We start from the raw sequence: 19,868 nt of genomic DNA, 5'->3' as shown, positions 1-19,868 counted from the left end.
ACGCGTCAGCGCATCAGAACTTCTGGCGGATGCCGACCACCACCGCCACCTGCGACGTCGTCGACGACGGCCCGTCGGTCCCGTCGATCCACGCGTGGCCCACGCCCGACGACGCCTTCTGGTAGAAGCCGTTCACGTACACGTCGGTGCGCTTCGACAGCAGGTACTGCAGGCCGGCCGACACCTGCTGGTAGTGACCGTCGTCGGCGCCGCGCGCGACCTTCGTATAGGTGTAGCCGGCCGCGGCCATCAGCGCGGGCGTGATCAGGTAGCGCACGCTGCCTTCGTAGTTGTTGAAGCGCAGCGCACCGCCCGTCGCCTGGCCGAAGTTCGAGCCCGTGTACAGCAGCCCGAGCGTCGCCGCGCCGATCGTGTAATTGCCGCCCGCGCCCCAGATCTGCTGGCGCACCGCGCTCGACAGGCCGGCGCCGAACACCGACGCCGAGCCCGGGTAGTAGTTGTCGGACGCAACGGCGCCCGTCGCGCTGGCCGCCGGATGGTTCACGCGCGCATAGGCGGCGCCTGCATTGAGCGGCCCGTGCGTATAGGTGATGCCGGCGCTCCACGAGTTGTCGTTCGAGAAGCCCGTCGAATTCGAGAACCCGTACATCAGGTTCGCCTGCAGGCCCGCGATCGTCGGCGACACGTACTTGACCGCGTTGTTGGTGCGGAAACTATTGTTGATGTCGTCGTTGTCGAACGGGTGCGTCGAGTACTGCGCGAGGAAGCTGCTCATCTGCAGCGAGCCGAGAATGTCCTGCGTCGAGTTGTACTGGCGGCCGAGCGTCACCGCGCCCCAGCTCGCGCCGCTCAGGCCGACCCACGCGGAGCGGCCGAACATCCGGCCGCCCTGCCCGAGCGCGCCGTTCGCGACGTTGAAGCCGTTCTCGAGCCGGAAGTTCGCCTTCAGGCCGCCGCCGAGATCCTCGCTGCCGATCAAGCCCCAGCGCGGGCCCGATTCGTTGCCGCCCGTGAACTGCCACAGCGCATGGCCCTTCGAATTGTTCGTGTAGGTCACGCCGGCGTCGACGATCCCGTACAGCGTTACCGTCGACTGCGCGTGCGCGGCGCCGGCGAAACTCATCGCCATGGCTGCGCTCATGCACGCGACGCCCGTCTTCCTGCCCATCGTTCGCACCATCTCCGTCATCTCCTCTCCAAACCGTCTTGTCGATGTTGTGTTTTGTTGATGCTGGCCATACGCGCCGGTCGGCTTGTATAGACAGTGGCTGGATGGTATCCAGCCGCAGTCGCATCAAGAAATGAAATGTTCAACTGGGCGGCAGTTGAAAATCGAATGGAGACGGATGAAGGGGAAACGGGCGGCGAATGCGCGCGTCTGCAAGCCGATAGAAAGCATGGAAGCCCGCCGGACGCGGCGCATTCTGCTCAGACATGAATGGCTCGCGTAAGCAAGCTGACGAAACGGTAACGCGCGACGCGCCTATGCGGTTTTCCCGGATAGACCGTGCATCGGCCGCCGCAACGCGGCGTCGAACGGATTCGTGCGCGGGCCGATCGCATCGGCCTGGCGCCGGAGCAGCTCGACGACCATCGGCATCCGGTCGTCGCCGAGCCGCGACGCCAGCGTGCCAACGCTCAGCGCGCCGACCGGGTAGCCGGTGCGATCGAGGATCGGCACCGCGACGCCGGCCATCCCGTCGAGCACGCCGCTGTTGCGGCCCGCGTAGCCGAGCTCGCGCACGCGCTCGATCTCGGTGCGCAGGTAGACCTCGTCGAGCACGCCGTAACCGCGAATGCGCGGCACGTTGAAGCGGATCACTTCCTCGCGCTCGGCTTCCGGCAGGAACGCGAGGATCGCGAGGCTGCCCTGCCCGACGCCGAGCGCAATGCGCCCGCCGATGTCCCCGGTGAACGAACGGATCGGGAACGGGCCTTCGCACAGATCGAGACACACCGCGTCGAAGCCGCTCTTCACGAGCAGGAAGATCGTCTCGCCGAGGCTTGCGCACAGCCGCAGCAGCGCAGGCCGGCACAGCGTGCGCATGCTGCTCGGGTTGCCGGCCAGCGCGGCGAGCGCGAAGAAGTCGACGCTCAGCCGGTACAGCTTCGACTGTTCGTCCTGCTCGACCATCCCTTCGGCGATCAGCGATTGCAGGATCCGGTGCGCGGTGCCCTGCGTGAGGCCGACGGCCTTCGCGAGGTGCGTGACGCGCACGCCGTCCTGCTGCATGCCGGCCAGCGCGCGCAGGATCGCGAACGCACGCTGCAGCATGCCGGTGCCCGGCGCGCCGGCCGCATCGACGGCGGCGTCCTCGTCCGCGGCCGGCATGCGTACGGCACGCGACGTTCCGGGCGAATGCGGTTCCTGCATGCGGATTCTCCTCGATGATTTCATTGAACGGAATACATCAGCTGCCATTGTCGTGTCGCCAAAATGCGCGCGGCATCCGGGTGTGCACGGGATTGACGCGCGTCTTTCACCACCTGCCCGCCCTTCATTCAACGGAACGATTTGCCGGCGACTCGGCAAAGCATTCCGTTCACTGGAATTTTTCTGAAATTCATCTCGTTGAGCAGAATTCCAAATTGACGCTCCGAAATATGGCTGGCTAGAGTCCGCGTCAATGACGCACCGGCCATGCGGTGTGCGAACCCGGAGTGCTCCATGTCGTTTCTCACGCTTACGGATCTGACGAAATCGTTCGGCGCGCTCACCGCCGTCGCCGACGTCAACCTGTCGGTCGAACAAGGCGAATTCGTGTCGCTGCTCGGGCCGTCGGGCTGCGGCAAGACCACGACGCTGCAGATGATCGCCGGCTTCGTCGACGTCACCCGCGGCCGCATCGCGCTCGACGGGCAGGACATCACGCACATGAAGCCGAACCGCCGCGGGCTCGGCATCGTGTTCCAGAGCTATGCGCTGTTTCCGCACATGAGCGTCGCGGAGAACGTCGGCTTCGGGCTCGACATGCGCGGCGTCGACAAGGCGGAGCGCGCCGAGCGCATCCGCGCGGCGCTCGCGCTCGTGCGCCTCGATGCGCTCGCGCACCGCTTTCCGCGTGAATTGTCCGGCGGGCAGCGGCAGCGCGTCGCGATCGCGCGCGCCGTGGTGATCGAGCCGCCGGTGCTGCTGCTCGACGAGCCGATGTCGAACCTCGACGCGAAGCTGCGCGAGGAGATGCAGTTCGAACTGCGCGCGATCCAGCGCAAGATCGGCACGACGACGATCATGGTCACGCACGATCAATCGGAAGCGCTGTCGATCAGCGATCGCGTGGTCGTGATGGAAGCCGGCCGCATCACGCAGACGGACACGCCGTACCGCGCGTACGAACGCCCGGAGAACCACTTCGTGTCGCAGTTCATCGGCAAGGCGAACCTGCTGCCCGGCACGATCGTCGCGCACGACGGCGACGCGATCCGCATCGATCTCGGCCACGATCTCGCGGAGACCGGCCGCACCGTGCACCTGCCGGCGCGCGAGCGCGACGTGCGCATCGGCGATGCCGTGTCGGTGTGCATCCGTCCCGAGAAGCTACGACTGTGCGCACCCGGCGCGGGCCGCTTCGCCGCGACCGTCACGAGCCGCTTCTTCCTCGGCAGCCAGTGGCTGTACCGCGTCGACAGCGCGCTCGGCGAAGTGCTCGTGTGCTGCCAGAACGAAGGCGCGGAGCCGCTCGCGGAAGGCGCGCCGGTCGGCGTCGACTGGCACAGCGACGCGGTGCGCGTGATGCGCCGGGAGGCCTGAATGCGACAGCCTACCCGTCCGCCTTCGACCGACGGCGCGCCGGCCGGGCTCGCGCCATCGGGCGCGGCCGCGACCGCGGCGGCCAACGCGGCCGACGCCGTTCCGCTTCGCACCGGCGGCGTTGCGCTGCGCGCGACGTGGCGTGCGCACGCGCCGCTGTGGCTGATGTGCGCGCCCGCGTTCGCGCTGTTCGCCGCGCTCGTGCTCGTGCCGCTCGCGATGACCTTCGCGCTCACGTTCTACCGTTACGACCCGGCCACCGGCCCGATCGCCGCCTTCCAGCTCGGCAACTACGCGGAGGTGCTCGGCTCGTCGTACTTCCACACGATCTTCGCGCGCACGTTCGGCATCGCCGCGCTGACCACCGCGATCTGCGTCGCGATCGGCACGCCCGAAGCGTACGTGCTGTCGAAGATGCGCGATCCGTGGCGCTCGCTGTTCCTGCTCGTCATCCTTGCTCCGCTGCTCGTGTCGGTCGTCGTGCGCGCGTTCGGCTGGAGCATGCTGCTGAACACGACCGGGCTCGTGAACCAGGCACTCGGGCTCGTCGGCCTCGGGCCGTACAAGCTCGAGTACACGACGTTCGCGATCGTGATCGCGCTCGTCCACGTGATGCTGCCGTTCATGGTGATTCCCGTCTGGACGGCACTGCAGCGGCTCGATCCGCAGACCGAGCACGCGGCGCTGTCGCTCGGCGCGTCGCCGTTCACGACGCTGCGCCGCATCGTCGTGCCGCAGCTGATGCCCGGCGTGCTGTCGGGCAGCCTGATGGTGTTCGGGCTGTCGGCGAGCGCCTTCGCGATCCCCGGCCTGCTCGGCGGACGCCGCCTGAAGGTCGCGGCAACCGCCGTCTACGACGAATTCCTCGGCTCGCTGAACTGGCCGCTCGGCGCGACGATCGCGGTGCTGTTGCTGGTCGCGAACCTCGTCGTGATGCTCACCTACTACCGCGTGCTCGAACGCCGCTACGCGCGCAGCCTCGGAGGCGCTTCCCGATGAGAAAGAACGGCCCCATTGCGCTGGCGTTCCATACGCTCGTGATCCTGTTCGTGCTCGCGCCGCTCGCGATCGTCGTGCTGGTCGCGTTCACGCCCGAAGAAACGCTGACGCTGCCGACGCACGGGTTGTCGCTGCGCTGGTTCCGCGCGATCCTCGACTATCCGGACTTCGTCACCGCGTTCGTCAACAGCGTGAAGCTCGCGTTCGCGTCGGCGACGCTGTCGCTCGCGATCGCGTTGCCCGCCGGGCTCGCGATCGGCCGCGCGACCTTTCCCGGCCGCGCGTTCCTGAACGGCCTGTTGCTGTCGCCGCTCGTGATTCCCGGCCTCGTGCTCGGCATCGCGCTGCTGCGCTTCTTCGCGCTGATCGGCGCGACCGGCTCGTTCGCATGGCTGGTGCTCGCGCACATGATCGTCATCACGCCGTTCGTGATGCGGCTCGTGCTCGCGTCCGTCGCGGGCCTCGACCGCAGCGTCGAACAGGCCGCATGCTCGCTCGGCGCCGATCCGTGGATGACTTTCCGCCGCATCACGCTGCCGATGATCCTGCCTGGCATCACCGGCGGCTGGCTGCTCGCGTTCATCAACAGCTTCGACGAGCTGACGATGTCGATCTTCGTCACGTCGCCGCAGACGGTCACGCTGCCGGTGCGCATGTACATGTATGCGACCGAATCGATCGATCCGATGATGGCGTCGGTATCGGCGCTGGTCATCTTCATCACCGCCGCCGCGATGCTGCTGCTCGATCGCGTGTACGGCCTGAACCGCATCCTGATCGGCCAACACTGATGACGACATTCGTTTCTCGCTCCACCGACAACGCGGACGACGGTGCGCAATTCGTGCGCGTCGCCGAACGCGAGCGCGCCGCCGTCGCGTTCACGCTCGACGGCCGGCCCGCGCAGGCGCTCGCCGGCGACACCGTGCTCACCGCGATCCTCGTCGCGCAGCGCCGCCTGCGCGTGAGCGAATTCAGCGGCAAGCCGCGCGCGGGCTTCTGCCTGATCGGCGCGTGCCAGGACTGCTGGGTCCGCACCGAGGCCGGCGCCCGCGTGCGCGCATGCTCGACGCCGATCGCCGATGGCATGCGGATTCTCACCGGCGCGCAGCCCGCCACGGCCGGAGACGCATCATGAGCGACGCACTGCGACCGGTGATCGTCGGCGCGGGGCCGGCCGGCGTGCGCGCGGCCGAGGCGCTGGTCGACGCGGGGCTGCGCCCCGTCGTGATCGACGAGAACGCGCGCTGGGGCGGGCAGATCTATCGCCAGCCGCCGGCCGACGGCGCGTTCGCGCGCGGCAAGCGCGTGCTGTACGGCTTCGAGGCCGCGAAGGCCGATGCCGTGCACCGCACGATGGCCGCGTTGCTGCCGCACGTCGACTATCGGCCGAACACGCTCGCCTGGGCGTGCGGCGCGGGCCGCGTCGACACGCTGCAGGACGGCCGCGAAACGACCGTGCCGTTCTCGCACCTGATCGTCGCGAGCGGCGCGACCGATCGCATGCTGCCGGTACCGGGGTGGACGCTCGCGGGCGTCTATACGCTCGGCGGCGCGCAGGTCGCGCTGAAGGCGCAGGGCTGCGCGATCGGCAGCCGCATCGTGTTCGCGGGCACGGGGCCGTTGCTGTATCTCGTCGCCTATCAGTACGCGAAGGCCGGCGCGCAGGTCGCGGCCGTGCTCGACACGAGCCCGCTGCGCCGGCAGGCTGCCGCGACGCCCGCCCTGCTGCGCATGCCGTCCACATTCGCGAAGGGGCTGTACTACATCGGCTGGCTGCGCGCGCACGGCGTCGCGATCGAAACCGGCGTTACGCTCGAGCGCGTGCTCGGCGAGCGGCACGTAACGGGCCTCGCATGGCGCGCGGCCGGCGGCGACGCGCCGCCGCGGATGCTCGACTGCGATGCGCTCGGCCTCGGCTTCGGGCTGCGTTCCGAGACCCAGCTCGCGGATCTCGCCGGCTGCCGGTTCCGTTTCGATCCGCTCAACCGCGCATGGCTGCCCGAACGCGATGCGGCCGGCCGCACGTCGGTGCGCGGCATCTACGTGGCGGGCGACGGTGCCGGCATCGCAGGCGCCGACGCGGCCGAGGCGTCCGGGCGACGCGCGGCGCTCGCGCTGCTCGCGGATGCGGGAATCGCGATGCCGTCGTCGTCGCCGTCGCTGGCCGGCAAGCCCGATGTAGCGACGCTCGATCGCACGCTCGCCCGGCTCGGCGCGTTCCGTGCCGGCCTCGAAGCGGCGTTCGCGCCGCCCGCCGCACTCGCCGCGCGCTGCCCGGACGACACGATCGTGTGCCGCTGCGAGGAAATCGACGCGGGTACGCTGCGACGCTGCATCCGCGGTGGCGAAGCGACCGAGCTGAACCGGCTGAAGGCGCTGACACGCGCCGGGATGGGCCGCTGCCAGGGCCGCATGTGCGGCGACGCGACCGCACTCGTGCTCGCCGCGGAAACCGGCCGCGCGCTCGCGGACGTCGGCCGGTTGCGCGCGCAACCGCCGGTGAAGCCGTTCCCGATCTCCGCCGCACTCGCGGGCGACGATGTCGCGGCGATTCCCGACGAGGCACGCGATGAGTGAACGCCGTCACTACGACGTCGCGATCGTCGGCGGCGGGCTCGTCGGCGCTTCGGCTGCGCTGGCGCTCACGCGGCACGGCTTGCGCGTCGCGCTGTTCGAGCGCCGCGACTGCGGCGCGCAGGCAAGCGGCGTGAACTACGGCGGCGTGCGCTGCCAGGGCCGCCCCGCCGAACAACTGCCGCTCGCGCTGCGCGCGCGGCGCATCTGGGATCGCCTGCCCGAGCTGATCGGCATCGACGGCGAATTCGTCGTGTCGGGTCATTTGCGGCTCGCGCGCAGCGACGCCGATCTCGATGCGCTCGATGCCTACGCGACGCTTGCCGGCGAGCACGGCTTGCCGTTGCAGGTGATGCGCGGCGACGCGTTCCGCCGCCGCTACCCGTGGCTCGGCCGAGCGGCGGTCGGCGGCTCGCTGTGCGCGACCGACGGGCACGCGAACCCGCGTGTCGTGTCGCCCGCGTTCGCGCGCGCGGCCCGCGCAGCGGGTGCCGACGTGTTCGAGCACACGCCGGTCGACGACGCCCGGCACGACGGCACGCGTTTTCATGTCGTTGCGGGCGGCCGTGCGTTCAGTTCGACGTGGCTGATCAACTCGGCCGGCGCATGGGCGAACACGATCGCCGAGCGCTTCGGCGAAGCCGTGCCGATGGAGCCGATCTACCCGAACATGTGGGTGACCGAACCGCTGCCGCCGTTCATCACGCACAACCTCGGCGTGTACGGCGGCGGCGTGTACGCGCGACAGGTCGCGCGCGGCAACTGCGTGATCGGCGGCGGGCGCGGCCGCGGCGACGGCGAGTTCGGCCAGCCGTCGGTCGACACGACGCGCGCGGTGATGCGCGATGCGTGCGCGCTGCTGCCCGCATTGCGCGACGCGCTGCTGATCCGCACGTGGAGCGGCGTCGAAGGCTGCACGCCCGACCACAACCCGATCATCGGCGCTAGCCGTACCACGCCGAACCTGCTGCATGCGTTCGGCTTTTCCGGCGGTGGCTTCCTGCTCGCGCCGGGCGTCGGCGAAGTGCTCGCCGAGCTCGTCACAATCGGCGAAACCGCCACGCCACTCGATGCATTCTCGATCGGCCGCTTCTTCCCCCAAGCCGCGCCGACCGCCCCTTTCCGTCAAGAGGAGACCCAACGATGAAACTGCTCGGAACGATCGCGGCGGCTGCCGCCCTCTGCCTCGCAGGCGCCGGCGCGCCGGCGTTCGCGCAAACCAAGACGATCTACGTCGGCATGAACGGCGGACCGATGGAGAAGGCCTATACGAGCCAGGTGCTGCCCGACTTCGAGAAGGCGAACAACGTGAAGGTCGTCGTCGTGCCCGGCACGTCGTCGGACGTGCTCGCGAAGCTGCTCGCGAACCGCAACAAGCCGCAAATCCACGTCGCGTTCCTCGACGACGGCGTGATGGCGCGCGCGGTCAGCCTCGGCGTGTGCCAGAAGCTCGACGATTCGCCGGTGCTGAAGGAACTGTATCCGTTCGCGCGGATGAAGGACGACATCGGCGCCGGCGTGCAGCTCGGCATGACCGGCATCGCGTACAACAAGAAACTGTTCGCGGAGAAAGGCTGGGCGCCGCCGACGTCGTGGATGGATTTCGCCGACCCGAAATATAAGGGCAAGGTCGTGTTCCAGTCCGCGTCGAGCAGCACGTTCGGGCTGCACGGATTTCTCGCGATCAACCGGCTGCTCGGCGGCAGCGAACAGAACGTCGAGCCCGGCTTCAGCAAGTGGGCGAGCACGGTCGGGTCGAACGTCGTCGAGTACATCCCGAACTCGGCGAAGATCTCCGAGATGGTGCAGACGGGCGAGGCCGGCCTGTTCCCGCTGACGCCGACCGGCGTCGGCGACCTGCAGGACAAGGGCATCCCGGTCGCGTATGCGAACCCGAAGGAAGGCCCGGTGCTGCTGCTCGTCGACCTGTGCGTGGTCGCGAACAACCCGGATCCGCAACTGGCCCAGAAGCTCGCGCAGTTCCTGCTGTCCGCACCCGCGCAGACGAAGGCGGCCGAAGCCGGCAAGCAGATCCCGACCAATCGCCTCGCGAAGATGCCCGCCGCGATGCAGCAAAGCCTCGGCAACGTCGACGATCTGGTGCGCAAGTTGACGGTGGTCGACTGGACGGCGATCAACGCCCGCCGCGCGCAGTGGGACACGCGCTGGAACCGGCAGATCGAGCGGTGACGGGCACCGGCGCGCGCGGGTACGGCCGTGCGCGCCGCGACCATCATTTGCGGGAGTGATGACACTCCTCTTTTTCTGCGGATTTGACCGGGGCGGCGGTGCCGACAACACTAGCCCGCAGTGCCGCATGCGTCGCAGAGACGGCACGCACCCGCCCCCTTCAGAGTCCGCCATGTACCCGACCGACACCATGCAATCCCCGAGCGCCGCCCGGCCGCTCGCCGACCGGCAGCTTCGCCGCATCGTCATCGCCTCCGTCGCCGGCAACGCGATGGAGTGGTACGACTTCTTCGTCTACGGCACGGCCGCCGCGCTCGTGTTCGGCCACGTGTTCTTTCCGCCCGGCGCGTCGCCGCTCGCGGGCAGCCTCGCGGCGTTCGCCGCGTTCGCGCTCGGCTTCGTCGCGCGGCCGCTCGGCGGGATCGTGTTCGGGCATGTCGGCGACCGCTACGGCCGCAAGGCGTCGCTCGTATGGACGCTGCTGATCATGGGCGCGTCGACGTTCGCGATCGGCCTGCTGCCGACCTACGCGCAGGTCGGCCTGTGGGCGCCGGCGGCGCTCGTCGTGCTGCGGCTGCTGCAGGGCATCGCGTCCGGCGGCGAATGGGGCGGCGGCGTGCTGATGATCAGCGAGAACGCGCCGCCCGAGCAGCGCGGCTACTACGCGGCGTGGAGCCAGCTCGGCGTCGGCGGCGGCTTCGTGCTGTCGTCGGCCGCGTTTCTCGCCGCCCAGGCGCTGCCCGACGACGCGTTCCGCACCTGGGGCTGGCGGCTGCCGTTCCTCGCGAGCATCGCGATCTTCGCGATCGGCATCTACATCCGCCGCCACCTGCCGGAAAGCCGCGACTACGAGCAGGCGGGCAAGCGCGGCGCACACACGCACTTGCCGATCGTCGAATGCATCCGCCGCCATCCGAAGGAAATCCTGCTCGCGATGGGGCTGCGCGTCGCCGAAAACGGCGGTGCGTACATCTTCCTCGCGTTCTCGCTCGTCTACGGCAAATACGTCGGCATCCCGAACGGCGTGATGCTGACCGGCGTGATGATCGCGATGATCGTCGAAATGGGCGCGATGCTCGCGTGGGGCCGGCTGTCCGACCGGATCGGCCGCAAGCCCGTGTACCTGATCGGCGCGCTGAGCCTCGTCGCGTGCGCGTTTCCGTTCTTCTGGCTGCTCGACACGCGCGCGACGCCGCTCGTGTGGCTCGCGCTGACGGTCGGCACCGCGGTGAGCCACGGCGCGATGATCGGCACGCTGCCCGCGCTGGTCGGCGAGCTGTTCAGCACCGAGGTGCGCTATTCGGGCGTCGCGCTCGGCCATGAAGTCGCGTCGATCTTCGCGGGTGGCATGTCGCCGCTGATCGCGACCGCACTGCTCGCGCGCTATCACGCGTCGTGGCCCGTGTCGCTGTTCCTCGTGGCGCTCGGCCTCGTGACCGTCGCGACGCTGTGCGTGATGCGCGAGACGCGCGGCGCGCCTGCTGCCGACACGCGCGGCGACGCGGCATGAGCGTAGCCGCCGCGCACGCGACGCTTCCGGCCGGCGAACGACACACCGGTTTGCGGTACCGCATGCACGCGTGCGCTGCACGACGATCGCACCGGGCCGCGACGACCGTCCTATGCGTCCGTGCTGCGCCGCGCGCCGTCGAACACCGGCGCCAGTCCCAGGTGGTCGAGCAGCCGTGCGAATTCGCCGAGCCGCTGCCGCATGTAGGCCGGCACGTCGACCTGCGCATAGTCGTGGAACCCCGCGCCGCTACGCACGCCGTCGCGCCCGGCCGCCATGTTGCGCACGACGCTGTCGGCCGGCGCGAAGCGCGGGCCGATCTCGCCGGCGAGATACGTCGACGCGTAGTACAGGATGTCGCAGCCGCCCCAGTCGATGAACTCGAGCAGCCCGAGCACCGCGAAACGCGGGCCGAAGCCGGTGCGGATCGCCATGTCGATGTCCTCGGCGCTCGCGACGCCCTCTTCCACCATGCGTGCCGCCTCGTTCATCGCGAGCGCCTGGATGCGCGGCACGATGTAGCCGGGCGCCGGCCCGCAGATCACCGGCTTCTTGCCGACGCGTTCGAGCAGCGCGGCCAGTGCGTCGACGACCCGCTGATCGGTCGCGTCGCTGCGGCTGATCTCGACGAGCGGCATCAGCAGCGCCGGGTTCAGCCAGTGCGCATTCAGCATCCGTTCGGGGTGCGCGACATGGCGCTGCAACTCGGTGACGACGAACGTCGACGTCGTCGACGCGATCGTTGCACGCGCATCGACATGTGCGCCGAGCCAGCGCAGCGCGTCGGCCTTCGCATCGAGCACTTCGGGCAGCGCTTCGAACACGATGCCGGCGTCGCGCAGCGCGGACGCCGCGCCCTCACGCGCGACCAGCGCGATGCGGGCGACGACGGCCGCGGCCTGGTCGCCATCGATCCGGCCGAGTGCCACCTGCGCATGCAGCGGCCGCGCGATCTCGCCGCGCGTGCGATCCTCGAATACGCGCCAGCCTTGCGCGTCGCGCGGCTTGAAGTCGATCAGCGTCACGTCGAGGCCCGCGAACGCAAAGACGAGCGCGATCCCCTGCCCCATGCGTCCCGCGCCGAGCACGTGCACGCGCGTCACGTCAGCGGCGGGCGTCATGCGGCGTACCCCGCATCGAGCAGCGCGCGCATCGCGTCACGCGACAGCGCGGCGAGGCCGAGCGCCTCCAGCGTGCGCCCTTGCGCATACAGGTCGCGGCCGGTCACCGCCGACGCGACGCTCAGCAGCCCCTGCGCAACGGGCGTCGGCACGTCGACCCAGCGCCCGCACGACACGATGAAGGACAGCCCGAGCCGGGTGTCCTCGAGCATGTAGCGATGCGTGCGCAAATCGATCTTCTCGCGCCAGTCGCCGCTGTCGGTCAGCTTGCCGTGCGCGCCACGCCCGTACATCCATTCGTCGCCGTCGGTCGCGTAGTGGTCCGCCAGCGGGAAATGCGGCGCGCGGTAGCCGAGTGCCTCGCGCACCGCGATGCGTTCGGCATCGAGCGCATTCGTCACGCGGCGGATCGACGGCTGCGTGCCTTCGTTGTGGATGTCCCACGCGTCGAAGTGTTCGAGCGGCCCGGCGTTCATCAGGATCAGCGGCGGATGAATCACCGGGCCCGCGTTCATCAGCGCGCCGGACAGCGCATCCTCGACCGGCTCGACCGACGGGTAGCCCGCGCGCAGCACGTCGAACGCCCAGGTCGCCGCGTTCGCGGGAAACACGCCGGTCGGCAGGCGCGTCGCATACGCGCTGATCACGACCGCGTCGTCGCCATGCTTGCGTACCAGGTACGGCAGCGTGCCGGTCTCGGCAAAAGCGACGCGCGCGCGGTTGCCGGCATCGGCCGCCGCACGCGCGAACACGACGCTGCCGAACGTGCCGGGCGGCAGGAACACGACCTGGTCGTCCTCGAGCAGGGGCGCGACCTGCGCGGCGAGCGCATCGTGCGAGACGGCCGGCAGCGGCACCACGACGAGCCGCGCGCCGCGCAGCGCGGCCGCGAGATCGTCGCTCAGGCGGATCGCGCCGGGTGCGTCGCCGAGCGGCACGGCACGCCTGCCGCGATAGTCGGTCACCTGCAACGCGCCGAGCTCGCGCAGCCGCGCATGCGGTTCGCGGTCGCGCCGCCACCACGTCACGTCGTGGCCCTTCTCGAACAGGTCGATCGCGGCCGCATGGCAGCCGTGGCCGCCGCCCAGTACACATACCTTCATCGTCGTCTCCCGGTGAGTGAGTGTTGCCGAGACTACGCGGCGGCGCACGTCGCGTCGCTTCAAAACGCGCAACGGCGCGCCCGTTCGCGCAACGTAATCGCGGCGATGCGCACGACGTCGCATCCATCCATCCGACACGAGGCCACCGCATGGATATCGCCCTTTCCCGACATGCGCCGAACCGGCTCGGCACGCTGCATGCGCCCGACGAAGTCGAACGCGCGGTCGCGCACCGGCTCGGGCCGCATCGGATGGCCGCGCACGGCCGCGATCCGTTTCATGCGGAGCTGTACGAGGTGCCGCTGCATCACGGCGCACTGCTCGAGCTCTGCTACGGCCGCGAGACGCGCATCGAGTTCGGCGACGATGCCGGGCATTTCCTGTTCCGGCTGACGCTGTCGGGCGCATGTGAGCTGCAGGCCGGCGACGTGGTCGCACGCGCCGGGCCGGGCCAGCTGACGGTGTCGTCGCCGGCGCTCGCGAGCCGCCTGAGCACGAGCCCCGATTGCCGCAACCTGGTGCTGCGGCTCGAACGCGGCGCACTCGAGCGCAAGCTGCAGGACATGCTGCACACGACGCTCACGCGGCCGCTGCAGTTCGATCTCGCGGCCGGCGGCAACGGTGCGGGCGCGGCGCTCGTGCTGCCGACCTTCGAATACCTGTGCCGGCTCGGCGCGCAGCCGGGGATCGGCACGTCGATCACGACGTTCGGCGCCGATCTCAGCGCGTGGCTGATGGCGCTGCTGCTCACGCACCTGCCGCATTCGTACAGCGCCGCGCTCACGCGCGGCACGCCGCCGCTGCCGGCACACGTGCGCCGCGCGTGCGACCACGTCGACGCGCACCTGGGCGACTCGCTCGCGCTCGCCGCGCTGGCGGCCGTCGCGGGCGTCGCGCCGCGCACGCTCCAGCATGCGTTCCGCGCGTTCCTGAACACCACGCCGGCCGCCTACGTGCGCGAGCGCCGGCTGGCCGCGGTGCACGCCGCGCTGCAGCGCGGCGACGCGCGCAGCGTGACGGACGTGCTGATCGCGCACGGCATTCACGGCTTCGGCCATTTCGCGAAGGCGTATGCGCGGCGTTACGGCCACCTGCCTTCCGTCACCGCGAGGCAAGCACCATGACGCACTCCGCCACCGGCCGGCCGCCGGCCCGCCCCGAACCCGCGGCGCACGACGCGGACGCGCCCGACGGCCTGCGCGTGCAGGACCTCGACCTGAACCTGTTGAAGACGTTTCGCGCGGTGTACGAAGAACGGCACGTCGGCCGCGCAGGGTTGCGGCTGGGCGTCACGCAGCCGTCGGTGAGCTACGCGCTCGGCCGGCTGCGCCTGATGTTTCGCGACGCGCTGTTCGTGCGCACCGGCACCGGCGTCGAGCCGACGCCGCGCGCGCAACGGCTCGCACTATCGGTCGACAAGGCGCTCGCGATCCTGCAGGACGTGCTCGACGAAGGCTCGCGCTTCGCGCCGGACAGCACCCAGCGCGTGTTCCGGCTGCACATGAGCGACTTCGCGGCGAGCGCGTTCCTGCCGACGCTGCTCGCGGCATTCGACCGACGCGCGCCGGGCGCGGTGATCGAGACGCTGCATGTCGACGAATGCCAGCTCAACGTCGCGCTCGAATCGGGCCGCATCGACTTCGCGCTCGGTCATTTCGCGGATGCATCGAGCCATTTCCAGCGGACCGCGCTGCTGCACGAACGCTGCGTGCTGCTGATGCCGCGCCGCACCGCGCAGCGCCTCGCGCTACCCGGCGGTTTCGTGCTCGACGGCGACGCGCCGGACGCGCTGCGCTTCGTCGCGGTGACCGCGCATCCGCAATCGATGCAGCTGCTGGAGCGGCACGGCCTGATGCCGCGCGTGCGGGCGGCGCTGCCCGACTTCCTGGTGGTGCCGGCGCTGCTCGAACACGGCGATTACGCGCTGATCCTGCCGGAGACCGTCGCGCTCACGTTCGCGGCGCGCCAGCCGTGCACGCTCTACGAGATCGCGGGCGCGGGCGAATGGGCCGTCAACGCGTACTGGCACCGGCGCTTCGATGCGGACCCGGGCCATCGGTGGCTGCGCGCGCTGCTGCTGGAGCTGTTCGACATCGGCCGGCAGGCGCCGTTCGACGCATGGCTCGCGCCGCAGCCGCCCGCCTGCGCATAGCGACGCGGGTGGGCGCAGGCCGACCTCGGCGATCAGAACGCCGTGAGGATGCCCGCGACGATCGAGCTGGCGGTCGCGCCGGGTTTCGCGACCGCGACGCCGCCGCCCGCCGCGCCATTGACGACGAAGCGCGCGTGCGCACCGTTGCGCACCATCGCGGCGCCCGTGTACAGCACCGTGCGCTTCGACAGCGGATAGTCGAAGCGGATACCGTACGAATCGGCGTTGCCGTCGCTGTCGGCGACCTTCCGGTAGTGGCCGATGCTCAGCAGCAGCGACGCGCGCCCGATCGGCACCGTCGCGCTGAGTTCCATCGTGTCGCTGTGCGGATACGCGCTCTGGCTGTCGATCGCGGCCGCGACGTCGGGGCCGCCGCGATGCCGCATGTACAGCGCGGCGACCTTCACGATGTTGAAGTCGTACGAAATCGCGCCGACCGTGTAGTTGCCGTTCGCGGCCGAACTGGTGACGCCGAGCGCGGATGCCGCCACCGGGCTGAACTTCTGCTGCATGTAGTCGACGTCGACCGACAACCCGCCGCGCACGTAGTTGAGGCCCGCGCCGTACGTGTCGCCGAGCGTCGCCGGCTGGCCGGCCGCGCCGTTGGTGCCGCGCGCGGCCATCGCGCGCAGCATGAAGCCCGCGTAACGCGGCGACGTGTAGCGCAGCGAGTTGCGCACGCGCAGGAACGCGGGGCCGACGAAGTTGTTCGTCGCGTTGCCCCATGCGAGGCCCGCGCCGAGCCCGGGCAGGCTGTACGTGACGAGCGTCGTGTGCACGATCGTGTAGAGCTCGCCGAACTGCACGCCGCCGAACGGCCCGGTGATGCCGACCCACGCCTCGCGGCCGAACAGCGCGCTGCCGTTCGACAGCGCGCCGCTCGCCGCGTTGAAGCCGTCCTCGAGCTTGAAGATCGTCGCGTAGCCGCCGCCGAGATCCTCGACACCCTTCAGCCCCCACTGCGACGCCCACAGGTTGCCGCTGCCCATGCGCGTCACGTGGTTCGGCCCGGCGTTCGCATATTCGATCGCGGTGTCGATGCGGCCGTAGAGCGTCACGCTCGATTGCGCGACAGCCGGCAGCGATGCGCACGCAAGGAGCGCGGCCGCCAGCGTGGCAAGCGGTACGGCAAGCCGGTCGGCCCGCCCGTTCGAATGGTTCATCTTGGTCGTCCCGTGGAAATGCCGGCGCGTGTCGGCAACGCGCCGTTTGACATGAAGCGCGTTCGCATTCGGATGCGAACGCTGCCGATCAAAAACGGGCCGAGTCTAGGAACAACAATTTCGGACGTCGACGCAATGCGCTCTATAACGCTTATAGACGCGCCGCATGATGCGCGCACGCGCCGCCGCACGTGCGCCGCGCGGCGGCCCGCGCGCACGGCCTCGGTGTTTTCTTTATCCGCGTCGGTAAATGTCCGTGTGGCGCGGCTGTCACTCCGGCTATGGCGGCCGAATTTGGCCGACTACGCTGCGTCTCCGATCGTGTCACCCGCACGCTTTCGCACCGCGACGGCGCCCGGCCCGCGAGGCCCGCGCCGCGCTTCCCCACCGCCCGCTCCTGGAGAATCCGCATGTCCGCACCCACGGCCCGCGCTGCCGACGGCAAGCGCTATACGTACGAATGGTATGTCGTCGTCATCTGCATGCTCGCGTATGTCTTTTCGTTCGTCGATCGCCAGGTGCTCGTCCTGATGATCGAACCGATCAAGCGCGACCTGCACCTGACCGACACGCAGTTCAGCCTGCTGAACGGCTTCGCGTTCTCGCTGTTCTACGCGGTGATGGGCCTGCCCGTCGCGTATCTCGCCGACCGCTACGCGCGCCCGCGCATCATCGCGCTCGGCATCGCGCTGTGGAGCGTCGCGACCGCCGCGTGCGGGCTCAGCCAGCAGTTCGTGCAGATGTTCGTCGCGCGCATGGGGGTCGGCGTCGGCGAGGCCGCGCTGTCGCCCGGCGCGTATTCGATGCTCGCCGACTACTTCCCGAAGGAGAAGCTCGGCCGCGCGATCGCCGTGTATTCGCTCGGCTCGTTCATCGGCGGCGGCGTCGCGTTCCTTATCGGCGGCTACGTGATCGCGCTGCTCAAGCATGCGAGCGCGTTCACGCTGCCGGTCGTCGGGCAGGTGCATGCGTGGCAGGTCACGTTCCTGATCGTCGGGCTGCCGGGGATCCTCGTCGCGCTGCTGTTCGCCGCGACCGTGCGCGACCCGCAGCGCAAGGGGCTCGCGCAGGACCGCTCGGGCGCCGTGCGGCGCGTGTCGATGCGCGATTCGCTGCGCTTCGTCGGCACGCATCGCGCGACCTTCGCGTGCCACTATCTCGGCTTCTCGTTCTACGCGATGACGCTGTACTGCCTGCTGAGCTGGACGCCCGCGTTCTATATCCGCCGCTTCGGGATGACGGCCGTCGAAGCCGGCTACACGCTCGGCATCGTGCTGCTCGTCGCGAATACCGCCGGCGTGTTCTGCGGCGGCTGGCTCAACGACTGGCTGCTGCGCCGCGGCCGCAGCGATGCGCCGATGCGCGCCGGCGCGATCGGCGCCGCGTGCATGGTAATCCCCGCGACGCTGTTCACGCAGCTCGACAGCCTGCCGGCATCGCTCGCGATGCTCGTCGTCGCGATGTTCTTCGCGTCGTTCCCGATGCCGACGTCGACCGCCGCGATGCAGACGCTCGCGCCGAACCAGATGCGCGCGCAGATCTCCGCGCTGTTCCTGCTCGTGTCGAACCTGATCGCGCTCGGGATCGGCACGACCGTCGTCGCGCTGTTCACCGATCGCGTGTTCGGCGCGCCGGCGGCGGTCGGCCATTCGATGTCGATCGTGAACGTCGTGGCGGCCACGCTCGCCGCGTTGTTGCTGGCCGTCGGCTGCCGGCAGTATCGACGCAGCCTCGAGCGCGAACGCGGCCATGCGTCGGCGTCGGCTTCGGCTGACGCGGCCGTCGACGGCGGCAGCGCTGTTGCCGCACGCTGAAGTCGCGCTGGTCGGCGTCGGCGTCGGCTTCGGCTTCGGCGTCGGCTTCGGCGTCGGCTTCGGCTTCGGCTTCGGCTGAGGCGGCCGTCGACGGCGGCAGCGCCGCTGCCGCACGCTGAAGTCGCACTGGTCAGCGATCGCGTATTCGGCGCACCGCCTGCGCGATCGTCGACGCCGCGGCCGCCACGCTGAGCGCCGACCATCATCCACCTCACTGATTCCGGCATCGCTTTTTTATCGATTTGATTTATGCGATGCCCGTCCTTATTCTCGGTTGCATGACGGCGCGGTATCCGCCGCGCCGGTTTCTCCTACCCCACGGAACACCCCATGCAAGCGAACCGCCACCAGGTCCGGATCGACGCGCTGATCGACGCGGCGCAGGACATCCGCTGTTTCCGGGTCTCGCGCGTCGACGGCCAGCCGTTCGACGCGTACGAACCGGGCGCCCATATCGACGTCACCGCGCCGTCCGGCGTCACGCGGCAATACTCGCTGTGCGGGCGCCCCGACGAACGCGGCAGCTATCTGTTCGCGGTGAAGAAGGAAGCGCAGTCGCGCGGCGGCTCGCGCTCGCTGCACGACGACGTGCGCGTCGGTGCCGAGCTGTCGATCGGCGCGCCGCGCAACCTGTTTCGTCTGGCGGACGACGCGAGCGAGCATGTGCTGGTCGCGGCCGGGATCGGCATCACGCCGCTGCTGTCGATGGCGTACGCGCTCGCGCAGAGCGGCGCGCGTTACCGGTTGCACTACTTCGCGCGCAGCCGTGAACACGCGGCCTTCGTCGACGAACTGTCGGCCGAACCGTTCGCGTCGCGCGTGACCTTCCATTACGGGATCGGGCCCGATGCGCTCGCGGCCGAACTGGGCCGCTGCGTCGAGTCGATCGACGCGAAAGCGCACGTCTATACGTGCGGGCCGGGGCCGTTCATGGATGCCGTCGTCGCGGCGGCGGCCACGCGGCTTCCGGAAGACGCGATTCATCTCGAACGCTTCGCGGCGGAATCCGTCGCGGCCGACGCCGCTGTCGACGCCGCCCCGGCGGAAGGCTTCGAAGTGCGCCTGCAGCGCAGCGGCCAAGCGGTGCGCGTCGCGCCCGGCACGTCGATCGTCGACGCGCTCGCACGCATCGGCATCGAGGTCGATACGTCATGCGGCGAAGGCGTGTGCGGCACCTGCATGGTGCCGGTGCTCGACGGCGAGCCCGATCATCGCGACCACTGCCTCAGCAAGGCCGAGCGCGCGAGCAACACGGTGATCTGCTGCTGCGTGTCGCGGGCGCGCTCGGCGGTGCTCGTTCTCGATCTGTGATGCGCGGCGGGCGCTGAGGCGCTGAGGTGCTGAGGTGCTGAGGTGCTGACGTGCTGACGTGCTGACGTGCTGAGGTGCTGAGGTGCTGAGGTGCTGAGGTGCTGACGTGCTGAGGTGCTGACGTGCTGCGGCGCGGCGGGCGCTGACGTGCTGCGGCGCTGATCGACTGATCGACCAATGTGCCGTTGCGCTGGCGACTCGCAGAGCCGCCCCAGC

Annotated in this window: 17 protein-coding genes; 12 read left to right on the top strand and 5 right to left on the bottom strand. The window is 69.8% G+C overall.

Going from position 1 to position 19,868, the window contains the following annotated elements:
* Positions 1 to 13: 13 nt before the first annotated feature.
* Together PL79_RS04400 and PL79_RS04395 are read right to left on the bottom strand one after the other, a co-directional pair.
* Positions 14 to 1,129, bottom strand: a complete 1,116-nt coding sequence (locus PL79_RS04400) for a porin (RefSeq protein WP_442861528.1) — start codon at positions 1,127 to 1,129, stop codon at positions 14 to 16.
* 315 nt (positions 1,130 to 1,444) lie between these two features.
* Positions 1,445 to 2,335, bottom strand: coding sequence for an IclR family transcriptional regulator (locus PL79_RS04395; RefSeq protein WP_044845343.1), 891 nt, complete (start codon positions 2,333 to 2,335; stop codon positions 1,445 to 1,447).
* Between the two features lie 294 nt (positions 2,336 to 2,629).
* Between PL79_RS04395 and PL79_RS04385 the strand changes: the two genes are divergently transcribed.
* The 8 genes from PL79_RS04385 (at position 2,630) to PL79_RS04350 (ending at position 10,988) form a co-directional block, all read left to right on the top strand.
* On the top strand, positions 2,630 to 3,712 hold the full coding sequence (locus PL79_RS04385; protein WP_044845344.1) for an ABC transporter ATP-binding protein: 1,083 nt from the start codon (positions 2,630 to 2,632) through the stop codon (positions 3,710 to 3,712).
* Positions 3,713 to 4,711 carry an ABC transporter permease gene (locus tag PL79_RS04380; RefSeq protein WP_044845345.1) on the top strand — a complete coding sequence of 333 codons (999 nt, stop codon included), beginning with the start codon at positions 3,713 to 3,715 and terminating at the stop codon, positions 4,709 to 4,711.
* Positions 4,708 to 5,502, top strand: coding sequence for an ABC transporter permease (locus PL79_RS04375; protein WP_044845346.1), 795 nt, complete (start codon positions 4,708 to 4,710; stop codon positions 5,500 to 5,502). Before PL79_RS04380 ends, PL79_RS04375 begins: the two co-directional genes overlap by 4 nt.
* On the top strand, positions 5,502 to 5,849 hold the full coding sequence (locus PL79_RS04370; RefSeq protein ID WP_044845347.1) for a (2Fe-2S)-binding protein: 348 nt from the start codon (positions 5,502 to 5,504) through the stop codon (positions 5,847 to 5,849). The genes PL79_RS04375 and PL79_RS04370 overlap by 1 nt, the downstream gene beginning before the upstream one ends.
* Positions 5,846 to 7,291 carry an FAD/NAD(P)-dependent oxidoreductase gene (locus tag PL79_RS04365; protein WP_044845348.1) on the top strand — a complete coding sequence of 482 codons (1,446 nt, stop codon included), beginning with the start codon at positions 5,846 to 5,848 and terminating at the stop codon, positions 7,289 to 7,291. Before PL79_RS04370 ends, PL79_RS04365 begins: the two co-directional genes overlap by 4 nt.
* Positions 7,284 to 8,435 carry an NAD(P)/FAD-dependent oxidoreductase gene (locus PL79_RS04360; RefSeq protein WP_044845349.1) on the top strand — a complete coding sequence of 384 codons (1,152 nt, stop codon included), beginning with the start codon at positions 7,284 to 7,286 and terminating at the stop codon, positions 8,433 to 8,435. The genes PL79_RS04365 and PL79_RS04360 overlap by 8 nt, the downstream gene beginning before the upstream one ends.
* On the top strand, positions 8,432 to 9,478 hold the full coding sequence (locus PL79_RS04355; RefSeq protein WP_044845350.1) for an ABC transporter substrate-binding protein: 1,047 nt from the start codon (positions 8,432 to 8,434) through the stop codon (positions 9,476 to 9,478). Before PL79_RS04360 ends, PL79_RS04355 begins: the two co-directional genes overlap by 4 nt.
* Positions 9,479 to 9,650: 172 nt before the next feature.
* Positions 9,651 to 10,988 (top strand): MFS transporter, encoded by a 1,338-nt coding sequence (locus tag PL79_RS04350; protein ID WP_044845351.1) that lies wholly within the window; start codon positions 9,651 to 9,653, stop codon positions 10,986 to 10,988.
* 110 nt (positions 10,989 to 11,098) lie between these two features.
* Here the strand turns inward: PL79_RS04350 and PL79_RS04345 are convergent, their stop codons facing one another.
* Positions 11,099 to 12,109 (bottom strand): 3-hydroxybutyryl-CoA dehydrogenase, encoded by a 1,011-nt coding sequence (locus tag PL79_RS04345; protein WP_044845352.1) that lies wholly within the window; start codon positions 12,107 to 12,109, stop codon positions 11,099 to 11,101.
* Positions 12,106 to 13,212 carry an NAD/NADP-dependent octopine/nopaline dehydrogenase family protein gene (locus PL79_RS04340; protein ID WP_044845353.1) on the bottom strand — a complete coding sequence of 369 codons (1,107 nt, stop codon included), beginning with the start codon at positions 13,210 to 13,212 and terminating at the stop codon, positions 12,106 to 12,108. The genes PL79_RS04345 and PL79_RS04340 overlap by 4 nt, the downstream gene beginning before the upstream one ends.
* A gap of 149 nt (positions 13,213 to 13,361) precedes the next feature.
* On the opposite strand from PL79_RS04340, the gene PL79_RS04335 reads away from it, so the two are divergent.
* Together PL79_RS04335 and PL79_RS04330 are read left to right on the top strand one after the other, a co-directional pair.
* Positions 13,362 to 14,336, top strand: a complete 975-nt coding sequence (locus tag PL79_RS04335) for an AraC family transcriptional regulator (RefSeq protein WP_044845354.1) — start codon at positions 13,362 to 13,364, stop codon at positions 14,334 to 14,336.
* Positions 14,333 to 15,364 carry a LysR family transcriptional regulator gene (locus PL79_RS04330; RefSeq protein ID WP_044845355.1) on the top strand — a complete coding sequence of 344 codons (1,032 nt, stop codon included), beginning with the start codon at positions 14,333 to 14,335 and terminating at the stop codon, positions 15,362 to 15,364. The genes PL79_RS04335 and PL79_RS04330 overlap by 4 nt, the downstream gene beginning before the upstream one ends.
* A 32-nt stretch (positions 15,365 to 15,396) precedes the next feature.
* Here the strand turns inward: PL79_RS04330 and PL79_RS04325 are convergent, their stop codons facing one another.
* On the bottom strand, positions 15,397 to 16,527 hold the full coding sequence (locus PL79_RS04325) for a porin (RefSeq protein ID WP_044845356.1): 1,131 nt from the start codon (positions 16,525 to 16,527) through the stop codon (positions 15,397 to 15,399).
* 410 nt (positions 16,528 to 16,937) lie between these two features.
* On the opposite strand from PL79_RS04325, the gene PL79_RS04320 reads away from it, so the two are divergent.
* Both PL79_RS04320 and PL79_RS04315 read left to right on the top strand, forming a co-directional pair.
* The gene (locus tag PL79_RS04320) at positions 16,938 to 18,341 is read left to right on the top strand and encodes a spinster family MFS transporter (RefSeq protein ID WP_044845357.1); all 1,404 of its coding nucleotides are present in this window, start codon (positions 16,938 to 16,940) and stop codon (positions 18,339 to 18,341) included.
* Positions 18,342 to 18,671: 330 nt separating this feature from the next.
* A complete protein-coding gene (locus tag PL79_RS04315; protein ID WP_044845358.1) occupies positions 18,672 to 19,652 on the top strand; it encodes a PDR/VanB family oxidoreductase in 981 nt (326 codons plus the stop codon).
* Positions 19,653 to 19,868 lie beyond the last annotated feature (216 nt).

Source organism: Burkholderia sp. USMB20, from assembly GCF_000949135.2.
Taxonomy (GTDB): Bacteria; Pseudomonadota; Gammaproteobacteria; order Burkholderiales; family Burkholderiaceae; genus Burkholderia.
The sequence above is the reverse complement of the archived record's forward strand: the minus strand, read 5'-3'. Positions and strand labels throughout refer to the sequence as shown.

Bases quoted from the DNA above. Each gene is read 5' to 3' on its own strand.
- PL79_RS04400 (WP_442861528.1), bottom strand. From the start codon at position 1,129: ATGGGCAGGAAGACGGGCGTCGCGTGCATGAGCGCAGCCATGGCGATG.
- PL79_RS04395 (WP_044845343.1), bottom strand. From the start codon at position 2,335: ATGCAGGAACCGCATTCGCCCGGAACGTCGCGTGCCGTACGCATGCCG.
- PL79_RS04385 (WP_044845344.1), top strand. From the start codon at position 2,630: ATGTCGTTTCTCACGCTTACGGATCTGACGAAATCGTTCGGCGCGCTC.
- PL79_RS04380 (WP_044845345.1), top strand. From the start codon at position 3,713: ATGCGACAGCCTACCCGTCCGCCTTCGACCGACGGCGCGCCGGCCGGG.
- PL79_RS04375 (WP_044845346.1), top strand. From the start codon at position 4,708: ATGAGAAAGAACGGCCCCATTGCGCTGGCGTTCCATACGCTCGTGATC.
- PL79_RS04370 (WP_044845347.1), top strand. From the start codon at position 5,502: ATGACGACATTCGTTTCTCGCTCCACCGACAACGCGGACGACGGTGCG.
- PL79_RS04365 (WP_044845348.1), top strand. From the start codon at position 5,846: ATGAGCGACGCACTGCGACCGGTGATCGTCGGCGCGGGGCCGGCCGGC.
- PL79_RS04360 (WP_044845349.1), top strand. From the start codon at position 7,284: ATGAGTGAACGCCGTCACTACGACGTCGCGATCGTCGGCGGCGGGCTC.
- PL79_RS04355 (WP_044845350.1), top strand. From the start codon at position 8,432: ATGAAACTGCTCGGAACGATCGCGGCGGCTGCCGCCCTCTGCCTCGCA.
- PL79_RS04350 (WP_044845351.1), top strand. From the start codon at position 9,651: ATGTACCCGACCGACACCATGCAATCCCCGAGCGCCGCCCGGCCGCTC.
- PL79_RS04345 (WP_044845352.1), bottom strand. From the start codon at position 12,109: ATGACGCCCGCCGCTGACGTGACGCGCGTGCACGTGCTCGGCGCGGGA.
- PL79_RS04340 (WP_044845353.1), bottom strand. From the start codon at position 13,212: ATGAAGGTATGTGTACTGGGCGGCGGCCACGGCTGCCATGCGGCCGCG.
- PL79_RS04335 (WP_044845354.1), top strand. From the start codon at position 13,362: ATGGATATCGCCCTTTCCCGACATGCGCCGAACCGGCTCGGCACGCTG.
- PL79_RS04330 (WP_044845355.1), top strand. From the start codon at position 14,333: ATGACGCACTCCGCCACCGGCCGGCCGCCGGCCCGCCCCGAACCCGCG.
- PL79_RS04325 (WP_044845356.1), bottom strand. From the start codon at position 16,527: ATGAACCATTCGAACGGGCGGGCCGACCGGCTTGCCGTACCGCTTGCC.
- PL79_RS04320 (WP_044845357.1), top strand. From the start codon at position 16,938: ATGTCCGCACCCACGGCCCGCGCTGCCGACGGCAAGCGCTATACGTAC.
- PL79_RS04315 (WP_044845358.1), top strand. From the start codon at position 18,672: ATGCAAGCGAACCGCCACCAGGTCCGGATCGACGCGCTGATCGACGCG.